This window comes from Sorangium sp. So ce448, assembly GCF_051520915.1.
GTDB classification, from domain to species: domain Bacteria; phylum Myxococcota_A; class Polyangia; order Polyangiales; family Polyangiaceae; genus Sorangium; species Sorangium cellulosum_B.
In genome coordinates, this window is record NZ_CP150343.1 from 4,567,661 (window position 1) to 4,582,482 (window position 14,822).

General features: G+C 70.4%; 12 protein-coding genes. 9 read left to right on the forward strand and 3 right to left on the reverse strand.

The window, feature by feature from the left end:
• Positions 1-80: 80 nt before the first annotated feature.
• From WMF45_RS17370 to aroA, 3 genes are all read left to right on the forward strand, one after another.
• A complete protein-coding gene (locus WMF45_RS17370; RefSeq protein WP_437717990.1) occupies positions 81-677 on the forward strand; it encodes a hypothetical protein in 597 nt (198 codons plus the stop codon).
• 53 nt (positions 678-730) lie between these two features.
• Entirely contained in the window at positions 731-1,645 is a 915-nt protein-coding gene (locus WMF45_RS17375; RefSeq protein WP_437717991.1) for an isoaspartyl peptidase/L-asparaginase, read from the forward strand.
• Between the two features lie 411 nt (positions 1,646-2,056).
• On the forward strand, positions 2,057-3,355 hold the full coding sequence (gene aroA / locus WMF45_RS17380; RefSeq protein WP_437717992.1) for a 3-phosphoshikimate 1-carboxyvinyltransferase: 1,299 nt from the start codon (positions 2,057-2,059) through the stop codon (positions 3,353-3,355).
• A 150-nt stretch (positions 3,356-3,505) separates the two neighbouring features.
• On the opposite strand, the gene WMF45_RS17385 is transcribed toward aroA, so the two are convergent.
• Positions 3,506-4,261: an alpha/beta hydrolase gene (locus WMF45_RS17385; RefSeq protein WP_437717993.1), complete on the reverse strand. Its 756-nt coding sequence runs from the start codon at positions 4,259-4,261 to the stop codon at positions 3,506-3,508.
• 300 nt (positions 4,262-4,561) lie between these two features.
• Complete coding sequence (locus WMF45_RS17390; protein ID WP_437717994.1) at positions 4,562-5,233, reverse strand: sulfite exporter TauE/SafE family protein; 672 nt, start codon at positions 5,231-5,233, stop codon at positions 4,562-4,564.
• An 897-nt stretch (positions 5,234-6,130) separates the two neighbouring features.
• On the opposite strand from WMF45_RS17390, the gene WMF45_RS17395 reads away from it, so the two are divergent.
• The 3 genes from WMF45_RS17395 to WMF45_RS17405 all read left to right on the forward strand — a co-directional run bounded on the left by WMF45_RS17395 (position 6,131) and on the right by WMF45_RS17405 (position 10,690).
• Positions 6,131-6,466, forward strand: a complete 336-nt coding sequence (locus WMF45_RS17395; RefSeq protein ID WP_437719549.1) for a 4Fe-4S binding protein — start codon at positions 6,131-6,133, stop codon at positions 6,464-6,466.
• A gap of 311 nt (positions 6,467-6,777) precedes the next feature.
• On the forward strand, positions 6,778-8,832 hold the full coding sequence (locus WMF45_RS17400; RefSeq protein ID WP_437717995.1) for a rhamnogalacturonan lyase: 2,055 nt from the start codon (positions 6,778-6,780) through the stop codon (positions 8,830-8,832).
• A gap of 268 nt (positions 8,833-9,100) precedes the next feature.
• Positions 9,101-10,690, forward strand: a complete 1,590-nt coding sequence (locus WMF45_RS17405) for a hypothetical protein (protein ID WP_437717996.1) — start codon at positions 9,101-9,103, stop codon at positions 10,688-10,690.
• Between the two features lie 352 nt (positions 10,691-11,042).
• Here WMF45_RS17405 and WMF45_RS17410 read toward each other — a convergent pair whose 3' ends face one another.
• Positions 11,043-12,239, reverse strand: coding sequence for a hypothetical protein (locus WMF45_RS17410; protein WP_437717997.1), 1,197 nt, complete (start codon positions 12,237-12,239; stop codon positions 11,043-11,045).
• A gap of 595 nt (positions 12,240-12,834) precedes the next feature.
• Between WMF45_RS17410 and WMF45_RS17415 the strand changes: the two genes are divergently transcribed.
• The 3 genes from WMF45_RS17415 (at position 12,835) to WMF45_RS17425 (ending at position 14,793) form a co-directional block, all read left to right on the forward strand.
• The gene (locus WMF45_RS17415) at positions 12,835-13,101 is read left to right on the forward strand and encodes a methyltransferase domain-containing protein (protein WP_437717998.1); all 267 of its coding nucleotides are present in this window, start codon (positions 12,835-12,837) and stop codon (positions 13,099-13,101) included.
• A gap of 67 nt (positions 13,102-13,168) precedes the next feature.
• The gene (locus tag WMF45_RS17420; RefSeq protein WP_437717999.1) at positions 13,169-14,128 is read left to right on the forward strand and encodes a TauD/TfdA dioxygenase family protein; all 960 of its coding nucleotides are present in this window, start codon (positions 13,169-13,171) and stop codon (positions 14,126-14,128) included.
• Between the two features lie 89 nt (positions 14,129-14,217).
• Positions 14,218-14,793, forward strand: coding sequence for a c-type cytochrome (locus WMF45_RS17425; RefSeq protein ID WP_437718000.1), 576 nt, complete (start codon positions 14,218-14,220; stop codon positions 14,791-14,793).
• Positions 14,794-14,822 lie beyond the last annotated feature (29 nt).

The window sequence follows — 14,822 nt, forward strand, 5'->3', positions numbered from 1 at the left end:
CCGGTAGAGGCCCACGGGACGGGTCGGGTGCGAGCAAAGCACCCGACCCGTTTTTATTTCCATTGCCTGGGAGCGCTTTTTTGTCCTGCGCCGTGCCCGTCTGGTACGCGGGCTCGATGCGGATGCTGCTGCTCGCGCTGCTGCCGGCGTTGCCCCTGCTTCCAGCGTGCGCCGACGCCTTCGGGGATCGAGAGGCGCCGGAGCTGGGAGCCGCGCTCGGCGCGTTCCACGTGGTCGGGACGCAGACGGCGAACACGTGCGGGGAGGGGGCGCTCGGCGCGAAGCGCCTGTGGGAGTTCGACGTCGAGCTCGCGCGCGGCGACGGCGCCCTGTACTGGAACAACGGCGCCAGCGTGATCGCAGGCGTCATCGACGACGACGAGGTGAGCTTCTCGATCGACGGGCGCGTGGTGGTGGACATGCGCGCCGGCGACGCGCCGCCGGGGCCGCCGTGCTCCGTCGAGCGCCGCGACCGGGCGCTCGGGCAGCTCGGCGGCAGAGGGGATGACGTCGCGGGGTTCAAGGCGACGATGTCCTTCGAGTTCGTGCCCACCGCGGGGTCTCGGTGCGAGGACCTCGTCGCCGGAGAGCTCAGCGTCGCGCCGGTGGTCGCGGCGCTGCCGTGCGGCATGGCCTACGATCTCAAGGCCAAGCGGAGCGCGCTCCCGCCCGAGTGAGCGTCGGGTGGGCGTGGACCTCCGGGCGCGCGCCGCGGTAGGGTGCCACGATCGTGAAGCACGTCATCCATTCTCTGGGCGGGCGCGGCGGGCGGCGCACCGTCCTGGTCCACGGCGGCGCGGGCAACGTCGCTCCGGAGCGGCGGCCGCTGCATGCGGCGGGGTGCCTCCGCGCTGCGCGCGAGGGGGCGCGTGTGCTCTCCGAGGGAGGGAGCGCGCTCGACGCGGTCGAACGCGCGGTGCGCGTCCTCGAGGACGATCCGCTCTTCAACGCGGGCACGGGCGCGTGCCTCAACGAGGAGGGCCACGTCGAGCTCGACGCGTCGATCATGGAGGGCCGCGGGCTCAGGGCCGGCGCGGTCTGCGCGCTCTCGGAGTTCGCCGAGCCGATCGCGATCGCGCGCGCTGCGCTGGAGGACGGCCGGCACGTGCTGTACGCGGCGCACGGCGCCGCGCGGTTCGCGCGGATGAAGGGGTTCACGCCCGTGGGCGAGGCGGCGCTCATCACGGAGGCGGCCCGGGAGGCGCTCGCGGCGGCCCAGCAAGGCATCCGCGCGACCTCCTGGGCGGGCAACACGGTCGGCGCGGTGGCGCTCGACGAGGGCGGGCTCACCGCCGCGGCGACGAGCACGGGCGGCACGGTCAACAAGCGGGTGGGGCGGGTGGGGGACTCGCCCCTCATCGGGGCAGGGACGTACGCGGACGACGAGGCCGGGGCCGTGTCGACGACGGGCCACGGCGAGGGGATGATCCGGCTCGCCGTTGCGCACTCGGCCGTGGAGCGGATGCGCGCGGGCGTCGGCGCGGTCGACGCGGCGAGCGGGATCATCGCGCACCTGGCGGAGCGCCTCGACATCACCGGGGGCGTCATTGCGCTCGATCGGGCTGGGCGGTTCGGGCTGGCGCGATCGACCGCGACCATGTCGTGGGCGGCGGTCGGCGATTGGGGCGAGGAAAGCGGTGTGTGAATTCGCTCTACAGAGAGCCCAGATTATTCCATGGTTACTGTTCATTGCGTGACGCCCCTGGCGCTCTCGCGTGTGCGGTCGTGAGCATCACTGTCCGTCCGCGTTCGTCCTGAGCTGGGGTGTTCGCAACCAAGCCGCGGCGCTGTTGCGCGCGTCGGATCATGGCGTGTCATGCACGGCGAGGCGGCCTGAACGGTGCCCGATCCACGGGGACGACGGCATGCTGTATTTCATGGCGCTGCTGCACGCGAGCGGCGAGTTCAATGCGTACGCGCCGCAGTGAGGCGCGGTGGCGCGGCGGCGGCGGCGGCGGCGGCGGCGGCGCGAAGATTCGTGTGATCCGGGCTCCGTCGAGCGACGCGATGAGCCCGTGGCGCACGAATCTGCGCCCCGCTATAGTCCGCCGCCCCCATGATCCCTGCTGGTCCTCTGCCCATCACCCCGCTGTCCTCGCCGCCGGATCGGATCTGGCGGGTCCCTGGCTCGAAGAGCATCACGAACCGCGCGCTCGTCCTGGCTGCGCTCGCCGACGGCGAGAGCACGCTGGAAGGGGTGCTCCACAGCGACGACACGCGGCACATGCGGTCTGCGCTGGAAGCGCTGGGGATCGGGATCGAGGACGCCGGGCCGCACACGCTGGTGGTGAAGGGGGGGCGGGGCCGGCTGCGCGCGCCGGGGCGCGAGCTGTTCGTCGGGAACAGCGGCACAACGGTGCGGTTCCTGGCGGCGCTCGCGTGCCTCGTGCCGGGCGAGGTGGTGCTGGTCGGCGACGAGCACATGGCCAAGCGGCCGATCGCCGATCTGGTCGACGGCCTGAGGCAGCTCGGGGCGGACGTGGAGTGCGCGACCGGGTGCCCGCCGCTCCGGATCCGGGGCGGCCGGCTGAAGGGTGGCACGCTGACGATGCGCGGCGATCGCTCCAGCCAGTACTTCTCGGCGGTGATGATGGCGGGCCCCTTCGCCGACGCCGCCATCGATCTGCGTGTGGCCGGTGAGCTGGTCAGTCGCCCCTACGTCGAGATCACGCGGCGCATGGTCGCGGATTTCGGCGGTCGCATCGACGAGGCCGCGGGCGGGTTCACGGTCCATCCCGCCGCGGGGTACCGCCCGCGGGCGTACCCGATCGAGCCGGACGCGTCGTCCGCGAGCTATCCGTTCGCGCTCGCCGCGGCCGCGGGCGGCGCCATCACCGTGCCCGGGCTCGCCGAGGGCGCGTTGCAGGGAGACTACCGGTTCGTCGAGCTCCTGGAGCAGGCGGGCGCGCGCGTGAGCCGGCAGGCCGATGCCACCACCGTGCGCAGCGACGGGCGCCTGCGCGGCATCGACGTCGACATGCACCACATCTCGGACACCGTGATGACGCTGGCCGCGATCGCCCCGCTCCTCGAGGGGCCGACGACGATCCGGAACGTGGCGAACATCCGGATCAAGGAGACGGACCGCCTCGCCGCCACGGTCGCGGAGCTCCGCCGCCTGGGCCAGGAGGTGACCCACGGTGACGACTGGCTCCGTATCGAGCCTCGGCCGCTGACGCCCGCGCTCGTGCGCAGCTACAGCGACCACCGCATGGCGATGAGCTTCGCGATCCTGGGGCTCTGCCGGCCAGGGATCACCATCGAGGATCCGGCCTGCGTCGCGAAGACGTACCCGACGTTCTGGGAGGACGTCGATGCGTGCTCCCGCGCAGAAGGCGCGGCGCCCGCCGTGTGATCCCTGCCCGCGCCGCCGGTCGGGCGCTCAAGAGACGGCGAGCACGGCCTCCACCTCGATCTTCAGATCAGCCACGTCCCGCGGCACCTCGGAGGGCGCGCGCTCGACCAGCTGCGCGAGATCCATAACACACGCGCGCCGGGCCCCCTGTCAGAGGCGGGGCCGCGCGTTCTCGTCGAGCCAGTCGAGCGCCTCGTCCATCACCCGCTCGGCGTCCGGCAGCGCTCCGTGGTGCGCGCCGGGCATCTCCCGGTAGACCGCCGGTATCTTCGCGGCGAGGAGCCCGCTCGCGCCGTCTTTCATGCGGTACGTGGCGTCGAGCTCGCCGCTGATCATCACCGCGCCCCGGATGTCCCGGAGGCGCGCGGCCGAGGGCGTCGTGGGCGCGCCGAGCAGCACCAGCCGCGAGTACCGCTCCGGCCACCGCTCCGCGAGCCGCTCCGCGAGATAGGCACCCTGCGAGTAGCCGATGACCACGAGGTCTTCCGCCTCGCCGCCGCACGCCGCCAGCGCGTTCCGGATGCGGCCGTCCTGCTCCTCGGCGTCGGGCGAGTACTTGCTGAACACCCGGTCGGCGCCGCAAGGCACGTCGCCCTGGAGCCCGAGCACACCGCCGTGCTCCCGCGCCGTCCTCGTGAAGGCCTGCACGTAGCCCAGCCCGTGCCCGCACATGCCGTGAAGGAACACCATCCGTGGACACGCGCCGAGCGGCCCGGTGACGACGAACGCCGGCAAGTCGCCTGGCACGGGCACCTCGGTCGCCGTGAGCGGCGGCTCGACGGGCTGCCGCTCGACCCTCGCGGGCTGCACCGGGCGCTCCTCCGCGAGGGCTCGGTCCTCCTTGCTACACCCCGTCGTGAGCATGGCGACGCCGAGGGCGGCCAGAGCCAGAACGGAGAACTTCATACGACTGGCTTGGTGCCAGGACCGGCCGACGGCAAGCGGGGCGCCGCGCAGAGAGCAGGGCGAGCTGTGCGGAGATCACGGCTCGTAAAACAGAGGGTGAGCGGGCTCATCTGTTCATTGCCCTCTCTGCCTCTTCCGCGCTTGCCACGACGGCGACGAGGAGGCGCCTCGGAGAGAGGGGCAGATCGGCATGGGCTGCCAGAAGGCGCTCTCGCTGGCGATGTCAGCCGGGCTGTTGCTCGTGACGGCGTACATCGGTCGCCAGCGCGCGCCGCGCGGCGGATGCGCGGGCCAGCTGGATCAGCGGCCCCCCTGGTGGCCGATCAGGAGATGACCCAGGTCCACCGCGATCATGACGACGGTCGCGGCGACGAGCACGGCGAAGAGGAGGCGGAGGATCCGGTTCGGGAGGACGTTGGTGGTGAGCGCGCCGAGCTGGGAGCCGACGGAGGAGCGGACGAGCAGGGCCAGGGCGAGGCGGAGCGAGACGAAGCCATGGAGCGCTTGCTCGAACGTGCCCACGGCGACGGTCACGAAGAGGAGCAGCACGCCCGTGCCTGCGGCGTTGCGCACCGAGAGCCCGAAGCCGTAGAGCAGGATCGGCATGAAGAGGACGCCGCCGCCGATGCCCATGAGCCCCGAGGCCGCGCCCAGCACGACGAGCAGGCGCGTCCCGGCGTCCACGCCGATCAGGCTGCCGCCGAGCATCACGAGATCGATGCGAGGCTCGCCGCGCCCGAGGTGGCGGTACTTCAGGAAGGACGCGATCGAGGTGCCGCACTTCTGGCAGAGCGCCGAGCCGACCGCGACCGGCGCGGGCACGCCCACGATCGCGATCAGCACCGGCGTGAGCAGGAAGCCGCCGCCCACGCCGAACATCCCCGCGATGTAGCCGATGAAGAGCCCGAGCAGCGCCAGCATCACCAGCGAGACGGGGTGTCCCACGCCAGCATGAAGGCTGATCTCGAGCATGGCGCCCCGCTCAGATATGGTACTCGAGCCCGTTGTCCTGGCGGAGGTGCGGTGCAGGGCGGTAACTCTCCGACGCCCCGAGAAATCGTGTGGCCCGTGCGATTCATGTGACGGGCTTTGCCCCTCACGGCCGGGAGGCGAGCCGCCGACCGGACGATGAGGGACCGCGCGAGGTATGCATGAGACGACCTGTTTCTTGAGAGGGGTCCGCTCACCCGGCGAGCAGCGCGGTTTTGTTCTTTGGGGTGGATAGTTTGTCCGTTATAACGGATGCGTCCGGCTGGCGCGCCTTCACGGATCGTCGCGCTGTGCGAGCGCGGCGCCGAGGCGCGCAGGGAACAGCCTGGCATCGCGGCAGGGGAGGCTGCAGTAGCCGGGGCCCAGCGGTCGATGCGCGCGAGGTGCCACGGAGGTGCGCCCGGAGCAGCACCTTGGCAGCAGCCCCTGGTGCCTCTCCAGCAATCAGGGAGCCGCCCACCGGATCGGTGCCGGGAAACAGGCCATGGCATGTCGGCTGCCATTGCAGTGGAAGGGGGCGGACAAGGCAGCTGGCCTGAACAAGGGAGCCTTCCCAACATGAGCGAGGAACTGGAGCCTGAGGGCGAGGTCGGACGCGTCCTCGACGGGAGCGACACGCTGGCGCTGGAGGCCGACGTCCTGGTGCTGGGCGGCGGGCCCGCCGGGACCTGGGCCGCGCTCGCCGCGGCGGCGAAGGGCGCGCGCGTCGTGCTCGCGGGCGTCCGCATCCTCGATCACAGCCCCGCGCTCGAGCTCCTCGTCGACGGGAGCGGCGTGGTCGCCGGGGCGTCCGGCATCTGCCGGCAGCGCGCGCACAGGTGGGTGGTGAGGGCCGGGGCCGTGGTCATCGCCACCGGCGGCTGCGCCTTTGCAGGCGCCATGATCGAGCTCGTCAGCGATGCCCGGTGCATCGGGTGCGATCTCTGCGTCGAGGTCTGCCCCACCGACGTGTTCGACCGTGTGCCGGGCGGCGCGCCGGTCATCGCCCGGCAGGGCGACTGCCAGACGTGCTTCATGTGCGAGGCCTACTGCCCGGTGGACGCGCTCTATGTGGCCCCGGAGGCGGAGCGGCCGGTCGCCGTGGACGAGGGACGGCTCGAGGCGTCCGGGCTGCTCGGGAGCTACCGGGCCGCGGTGGGGTGGGGCACCCGGCGCAAGCCGGGCGCCGCCGCGGACGAGACGTTCCGCGTCCTCACGGTCGCTCGCCAGACCTAGAGGCGCCGCGAGCGCCTCCGCGTGCCTTCACGGCAGCAGCCCCCCATCCCCATCCCCGCCACAACGGGTCTCGCGGTGAGCCGTTCGAGCGCGAGCACCTGCTGTCCTGAAGGAGCTCGGGCCAGTCGAGCCCGCTGTCCTCAGGTGCGTGGCGGTAAATTTTCGATGCCCGAGAAATCGTGCGTCCCGTGCAATTCTGGTGACTGACTTCGTCCTGCTCTCACAACCTGGGTGAGAAACGAGGCCACCATTCCGCTCACGGCCGGGAGGCGAGGCGCCGACCGGACGATGAGGGGCCACACGAGGTATGCATGAGACGACCTATTTTCTTGATTTGCTTTTCGCTCGCTGCCGCTCACCTGGCATGCGGATCGAGCGGTGACACCGGAACCGGCTCGGACGGGGCCGGCGGAGAGGGCGCCGGGACGGGCGCTGGCGCGACCGGAGCGGCGTCCAGCGGCAGCGGCAGCGGCGCGGGCACCAGCGCTGCGTCCGGCAGCGGCGGCGCGGGGACCAGCGCAGCGTCCGGCAGCGGCACCGCAGGGACCAGCGCCGCGACCGGCAGCGGCGGCGCGGGCACGGGCGCGGGCGAGCCGACGGGGTTCGCGCAGATGGAAGACCTCGACCGCGGTGTCGTGGCCGTGCCCACGGAAGGCGGCACGTACGTGGGCTTTCGCCTGTTCGGCTACGACCCCGACGACATCGCGTTCAACGTCTACCGCGACGGCGCCAAGGTCAACGCCGCGCCGCTCGCGGACTCCACGAACCTCGTGGACCGCGACGGCTCTCCGAGCTCGGTCTACACAGTGCGCCCCGTCATCGGCGGCGTCGAGCAGGGCGAGTCGGAGTCCGCGACCGTGTGGAAGGATGGAGCCCTGTCCATCCCGACGACACCGCCGCCCGCAGGGGACGGCACCACGTACTCGAGCGGCGATGGCAGCGTGGGAGACGTGGACGGCGACGGGCGTTACGAGATCATCCTCAAGTGGGACCCGTCGAACCTCCAGGACAACTCGAAGGCCGGCCGCACCGGCAAGACCTACCTCGACGCGTACTCGCTCGACGGCAAGCGGCTCTGGCGCATCGATCTCGGCGTGAACATCCGGGCCGGAGCGCACTACTCGCCGTTCCTCGTGTACGATCTCGACGGCGACGGGAAGGCGGAGGTGGCCGTCAAGACGGCGCCGGGGACGCGCGATGGGAGGGGCGAGTACCTGAGCAAGGGGCCCGCGGCCGGCGACGACGATTCCAAGGATTACCGCAACAACGACGGCTATATCCTCACCGGCCCGGAGTACCTCACCGTGTTCGCCGGCGACACCGGCGCGGAGCTCGCCACGACCGAGTTCAAGGTCGGCCGCGGCGACGTGTGCAGCTGGGGCAACAACGAGTGTTACGGCAACCGCGTCGACCGCTTCGTCGGCACCGTCGCGTTCCTCGACGACACGGGGCGCCCGAGCGTGGTGTTCGGGCGCGGCTATTACGCGCGCACGACGCTCTCGGCCTGGAACTACCGCGACGGCGCGCTCTCGAACCTCTGGACGTTCGACTCCAGCTCGAGCCGCGCCAACGAGGCGTTCGGCGGCAAGGGCTGCCACTCCATCAGCGTCGCGAACGTGGACGACGACCCGCAGCAGGAGATCATCAACGGGGGCGCCACGTTCGACAACGACGGCAAGGGCCTCTGCGCGGTGGACTACTATGCTCACGGCGACGCGCTGCACGTCACGGATCACATCCCGTCGCGCCCTGGCCTCGAGGTGTTCCAGCCGTACGAGGGCGGCGAGTCGCCCGCCTACGCCATGCGCGACGCCCGGACGTGCGAGGTCCTGTGGAAGGGGCCAGGCAACGGCGGCGAGGAGGGCCCTGGCCGGGGCGTGGCGGCGGACGTCGACCCGCGCAGCCCCGGCAGCGAGGCGTGGGTCAACAACAGCGAGCTGCTGCGCGGCTCGGACGGCGGTCGCGTCGGGAGCCGCCCTGCGTCGAGCAACTTCCTCATCTGGTGGGACGCCGACCTGAGCCGGGAGCTCCTCGACAGCAACGGCATCCGCCAGGCCGACGGCCAAGGGGGGAACTTCACGGCCACGGGGTGTACCTCGAACAACGGCACGAAGAGCACGCCGACGCTCAGCGCCGACATCCTGGGCGACTGGCGTGAAGAGGTGATCTTCCGCTGCGGCGATTCCATCCGCATCTTCACGACGGACCAGGTCGCGACGAACCGGATCTACACACTGATGCACGATCCGCAGTACCGCGTTGCCATCTCGTGGCAAAACGGCGCCTACAACCAGCCGCCTCACCCGAGCTTCCATATCGGGGAGGGGATGGCCGCGGCGCCGAAGCCGGATATCCACGTCCGCTGAGACACCGGCGCTGACAAGTCGCCTCGCTCGACTCGACATCTGAAGCCGACGGCCTGGCTACCGAGTCACCACGCGTCGAAAGGGCCGCCCTCACTGCACAGACTGCCTGTGAGCGTTCACAAGGTTTATAAATACACGAGCACAGTACATTCGTTAACACCGTTGACGAAGTTCGCGTGACGCTGGTACAGTGGTGTTACCTGCTCGCGGTGAGGCGGGTTGCGCCTGACGGACTGAGCCTAACGGCCTGAGCGCCTGAGAGAGCGACATGCGATTTATCGACCTGCACCAGGGTTCTGCGACCGACCTCCGTACATCCCGGCGGGGCCTGGCGACGCTCGCCGCGCTGGCGGCGTTGTTGCTCGGCGCGTGCGCCGGTGACGATGGCAACTCGTTGAGCGGCGCGTCGGAGGGCGGCGCGGGAGGACCCGACGCGACGGGCGGGACGGGCGGCGCGGGCTCGCAATCGAGCGTGAACTCAGGTTCGGGCGCCGGCACGGGGGCGGGCTCGCAAGCGAGCACGGGCGCGGATTCGGGCTCAGGCTCGGGCTCGGGCACCGGAGGCGCCGGTGTCGGCGGCGGTCCGGACGACCATCCTGCGTACGACCACTGCGTGAGCGGGTACATGCCCCATCCGAGCGACTCGGATCCCACCATGAAGGATGGCCCGGCGGAGTTCTTCCCGCCCGGCAACAACAGTCCGGACATCGTCGATACGACGGTGCAGCCCCAGGTCCTGGACTGGATGTATGAAAACAAGTGGCAGGACGCTCACGTCGAGTGGCACGCGATCCGCGCCTGCAACTTCGGGGGCGCCGGAAGCAAGGTGGGCATCTGCAACTTCAAGCAGCTGGTCCCGAAGGATCAGAACTGTCAGAGCGCCGGCGACGGCTATCAGTTCCTTGTGTTTCACCGCCACATGATCCAGGCGTTGCAGCAGCTCTGGCCCAACCATAAAGAGCAGTTCACGGGCTTCACCAAGTTCCCGACCAAGGCGGAGGATGTGCCGTCCCAGTGGCGCTCCGCGTGGAAGAACTGGGACGCGGCCGCCCTCGAAGCCGGGAAAATCGGCGATGAGATCGACAAGCCCGAGAACCTCGCGCGGTTCAAGGACGAAGGCGAGCTCGGCTTCTGGCTTCAGTGCAACGTGGGGCAGAAGCTGGCGGGCGCGACCAACATGCCGTGGGTGGGGCTCCACTTCGTTCTGCACGCCAAGTGGGCGCGGCCGGGCAACACGACGCACGGTGTGAACAACACCAGCGCGAACATCGACAACTACATGTTCTGGAAGCTCCACGGCTGGATCGACAACGTGTGGGAGAAGTACCGGCGCGCCAAGGGGTTGTTGCCGACGGATCAGAAGCTGAAGGACGATCTCGTCGCGCAGTGCCGCGAGATGGATACCGAGATCAAGATCATCAAGGAGAACCTGGACCCCGAGGATGTCAGGGATCCCAATGCGCCTTTGCCGGTGGAGTCCGGGTACTTCCACGAGAAGGTTCGGCCCATCTTCGAGAGCGCGACGAACCTGTGCAGCGGCTGCCACGCCGAGTCGGGCCCCAACGCGGGGCTGTCGCTCGGTGGCCGCCTCAGCTCCAAGGAGATCGTCGACGGTCTGGTCAACGTGCCCTCCCGCGACGGCGGCCAGTTCAAGCTCGTGGTCCCGGGCGACCCCGACCACAGCTGGCTCTACCTCAAGGCCGCCGGCAAGGCGGAAGCCGCGGGGTGCCAGGAGTCCTCCACGGCGCAGTGCATCTCGGGCGTGATGCCGCCCAGCACGGGGGGGCCGACCGTCACCCCGGCGCAGCTCGAGATCTTGCGTAAATGGATCGCGGACGGCGCCCCGGGACCGACGTGAGCCTGGCGAACGCGTGAGGTCGGCGGGAATCCGAGCCGCCGGTCTCACGACATTCGGGGCTCGGGGGGGGCGCCGTCAGCGCCCTCCGGCCCGCCCCCTCAGGCGTCAGAAGTGCCCAGGGCGCTCCGCCTCCCTCCTGGCATCCCGCACATCGATCCCGTTGCTCTCTAGTTCCGCCAGCCAGAAGTCCGGCCAGCGATCTGGGGAGAGATTTCAACGCAAAGCCGCAAAGTCGCAAAGCCGCAAAAGACAGATCTTGCGCAGTTTTGCGGCTTTGCGACTTGGCGCCTTTGCGTTGAACTCTTTCTCCCCTCGCGACGCCGGTCCCTGGCAGGATCTCTGACCCGAGGTACTAGGGTCCAGGCGACGGGTAGGTTTCCTTCATCTCCTGGATCCAGCGCGAGACCACCTCCACGCCCGTCTCGTCGACCTTGTGCGTCCCGATGCGCGGCATCTGCCCTTCGAAGCCGCGGAGCACCTGGCGGGCGACAAGCAAGCTGCGCGACGGGTCCCCCGGCCGGATGTCGTACCAGTTGGCGGGATCGGGGTTTGTGAGGCCCTCATACTTCGCGTTCTCCGCGGGGCGCTTGTTGATGCCCGTCCGGGCGGCGTCCGTGGCCATCACTTCGCCGAGCTCGCCCGCCTCGAGCCGCAGGTACAGGCCCGTATCGTGGGCCGCCGATTCGGGGAGGTCGTTGTGACAGCTCACGCCGCAGTTGGCGTGAAGGTAGCCGAGCGCCTGGCGCTCCACCTCGTTGCCAGGAATCGTGAGGGCGAGATTGCTCGCGTCCGCGATCACGCCGAGCTCGACCAGCGTCTCGGCCGAGATCCCCTGGGCGCCAGTGCCGAGCATCAGCGCGTCCCAGCCGAGGACGTAATCGGCGCGTCCGACGTGGCACTCCTGGCACTGATCGCGGTTCGGCACCGTGTGGCCGGTGCCGTAGAGATCTTCCACGCCGAAGTCGTTCTGCATCTGGATCGCCTGCTTCTCGTCCTCGGACCACACATAGCTCGTGTAGACCCAGCCGGCGGCCGTCTTGCGCAGGAGGCGAGTCTCCGCGAGCCGCTGCGCGCCGCCCGCGCCCGTCACGCTGAACTCCTTCCAGAACTGCGTCCCCTCGGGGTAGATGAACGCGTCCGGATTGGTCGTGTCCACCTGCTGCCCTTTCGGAATCGACACGAAGCGCCGCTTCCTGGCGCCGTCGCTCCAGAGCTCCACGGCAGGCTTGTACTCGAGCACACCGCACGCGAGCTCGCGCTGATCGAAGTTCCCGTAGAGCCCCGTACAGCGCAGATCCACCGGCAGCACGCCGTCGAGCGGCGCAGCGCAGTCCACGTCGGTGGGCATCGCGAACTCTGCGCAGCTCGCGCCACCCGCGCTGCCTGCGCCGCCTGCGCCGCTCGTTTGCGCGCCCGATCCGCCGCTGCCCACCGTGGCGCCCGACCCCCCTTCGCCCTCGGGCTGCGCCTGCCCGCCGCCCGAGCTGCATCCCGCCGCGAACAGCAGCGCGCCGACGAGTGAACCGTTCCTCACGACATGAAAAAGCATGCGCTCAGTCTGCCACAGGAGAGGAGCGCTTGGGAGCGTGGAGTCACACCTTCGCCATGCGCGCATCGCGCATCGCCCCCGCGCCGCGCGCTTCATCCGGTCACCCGTCGTCCTTTGCAGGGATGTGAACGTCGATCAATCGACGATCGACCGGACAGGAGCGGTGGAGCCGACGGAGCGCGATGAGGGCAGGGCGCCCTCTGAAAAGGTGAACCTATCGAATGGTCCACTCTTGCTGTACACCGCGCGTCCAGCGCCGGATCGTTCACACGGCTTGGACACCCGGCATGGCCTGTCCGCCGCGCTCGTGCGCCGCTCCGGCGCCATGCTCGCGCCGCGGTGCGGCCTCGGCAGCAGGCGCTGCTGACCGCGTGCTCGTGACGCAGCACCTGGCGCGCGGAGTCCGGCCGAAGCGCGTGGAAATGCCTGGCACGGCGCGTGCGATACGCCGCCGACGACGACGACGCGCGTCGGAGCAGCGACCCGGCCCGGAGGGCGCGCTCGGCGGTGCGCCGCCCGGGCCCGCGGTGGTGCGCCGCCCGGGCCGTCACCCCGCCCAGCGCGCCAGAGAACAACCTTTTCACGGAGCCGTCGCATGAGTGGTCTCAGTCTCGTCTTCGATACGCCCCAGCTCGCGCAGGACTACGAGGTGCGCAGCGCCGATCGGCAGTTCCGCCATGGAAAGCGGCTGATCGTGGGGCTCGGCGTCCGCCCCGGCGATCACGTGCTCGACGTCGGCAGCGGCACCGGGCTGCTCGCAGAGCACGTGGCGGGCCTCGTCGGGCCGACAGGGAAGGTGCTCGGGATCGACCCGCTGCCGCTGCGCGTGGAGATCGCCCAGCAGAAGCTGACAGGTCGATAGCCGACCACCACACCGCGACGCCATCCCAGCACCCTTTTCGCTTTCTCTGCCACGAGGAGAATTCCGCATGAGCGCTACACAGAACCAGAGCAACAACGTCCTCGAGATCGTCCCCGTCGCTGGCCGGATCGGCGCGGAGGTGCGCGGCGTGCGCCTCAGCGGCGATCTCGACGCCGCCACCGTGAGCGAGATCCGGAAAGCCTGGCTGCGATACAAGGTCATCTTCTTCAGGGGCCAGCACCACCTCGACGACGGCTCGCAGGAGGCGCTCACCACGCTGTTCGGCGCCAAGCCCGTGGCGCACCCGACGGTGCCCGTGGTCAATGGCACCGAAACCATCCACGAGCTCGACTCGCGGGAGGGCGGGCGCGCGAACTCCTGGCACACCGACGTCACGTTCGTGGACGCCTACCCGAGGGCCTCGATCCTCCGGGCGCTCGTGATCCCGGCGTACGGTGGCGACACCGTCTGGGCCAACACGGTCGCCGCGTACCAGGATCTGCCGCCCGCGCTGCGCGCGCTCGCGGACACGCTGTGGGCGGTCCACAGCAACGAGTACGACTACCAGGCGCGGAAGCCGAACTCGTCGGCGGACGACGTGCGGCGCTACCAGGAGGTGTTCACGTCGACCGTGTACGAGACCGAGCACCCCGTCGTGCGCGTCCACCCGGAGACCGGGGAGAGGTCGCTCGTGCTCGGCCACTTCGTCAAGCGGCTGCTCGGCGTCTCGTCCCACGACTCGACGCACCTCTTCCAGGTGCTCCAGGAGCACGTCACGCGCCTCGAGAACACCGTGCGCTGGCGCTGGGCCGCGGGCGACGTGGCGGTCTGGGACAACCGCGCCACGCAGCACTACGCGATCAACGACTACGGCGATCAGGTCCGCGTGGTGCGCCGCGTGACGGTGGACGGGGACGCGCCCGTCAGCATCGACGGCCGGCGCAGCGTCACCCGCAAGAAGGCGGCGCGCGCCCCCGCCGCGAGGAGCGAGAGCGCCGCGGTCGCCGTGGCCACGGCGACCGCGTAGTCGCGCCGAGCCGAGGCGCGTCCGCGGGCGCCAGGGGATCCTTGACGGCCGCGGACGTGTGCGCTTCACCTGCGGCGGAGGAGCACCCCGTGGGTCCAACAAGCAAGCGCGACGACGCTCGAGACGGAGCGCAGAGCACGGCGCACGTCGTGGTGATCATGCTGATCGTGGCCTTCGGCGTGCTCGCGCTGCCGTGGATGGTCCTCCGGAAGCTGGACGCCCGGACGCCGACGGGCGGCGTGGCGGCGTCCGGCGTCCCGGCCGAGGACCTCGCCCAGGGCGGCAAGATCTATTATCGCTCGTGCGCCAACTGTCACCAGGCCAGGGGGGAGGGGAAGCCGGGCCGCTATCCGCCCCTCACCGGCTCGTCATGGCTGCTCGAGGACAAGGAGACGCCGATCCGGATCACGCTGCTCGGCGCCGCCGGCCCGATGGAGGTGAACGGTGCGCTCTACAACGACGTGATGCCCAACCTCGGCGTCACGCTGTCGGACGAGGACGTCGCGCTGGTGCTCACCTATGTCCGGTCGAGCTGGGGGAACAGCGCGCCCGCCATCACGCGGGACGAGGTCGCGAAGGTGCGCGCCTCGCTGGGAGACCGGATGGAGCCGTGGGCCGGCGGCGCGGCGCTGTCGGCGGCACGCGAGACGCGCGTCCTGCGCTGAGGCGCGCAGGCGAGCGGGGCCGGCTGCCA

What these genes read in the sequence shown, in the direction of transcription:
- WMF45_RS17400 (WP_437717995.1), top strand. Translation starts at nt 6,778, where the DNA reads ATGAGACGACCTATTTTCTTGATTTGCTTTTCGCTCGCTGCCGCTCAC.
- aroA (WP_437717992.1), top strand. Translation starts at nt 2,057, where the DNA reads ATGATCCCTGCTGGTCCTCTGCCCATCACCCCGCTGTCCTCGCCGCCG.
- WMF45_RS17395 (WP_437719549.1), top strand. Translation starts at nt 6,131, where the DNA reads ATGATCGAGCTCGTCAGCGATGCCCGGTGCATCGGGTGCGATCTCTGC.
- WMF45_RS17405 (WP_437717996.1), top strand. Translation starts at nt 9,101, where the DNA reads ATGCGATTTATCGACCTGCACCAGGGTTCTGCGACCGACCTCCGTACA.
- WMF45_RS17415 (WP_437717998.1), top strand. Translation starts at nt 12,835, where the DNA reads ATGAGTGGTCTCAGTCTCGTCTTCGATACGCCCCAGCTCGCGCAGGAC.
- WMF45_RS17385 (WP_437717993.1), bottom strand. Translation starts at nt 4,261, where the DNA reads ATGAAGTTCTCCGTTCTGGCTCTGGCCGCCCTCGGCGTCGCCATGCTC.
- WMF45_RS17390 (WP_437717994.1), bottom strand. Translation starts at nt 5,233, where the DNA reads ATGCTCGAGATCAGCCTTCATGCTGGCGTGGGACACCCCGTCTCGCTG.
- WMF45_RS17410 (WP_437717997.1), bottom strand. Translation starts at nt 12,239, where the DNA reads ATGCTTTTTCATGTCGTGAGGAACGGTTCACTCGTCGGCGCGCTGCTG.
- WMF45_RS17420 (WP_437717999.1), top strand. Translation starts at nt 13,169, where the DNA reads ATGAGCGCTACACAGAACCAGAGCAACAACGTCCTCGAGATCGTCCCC.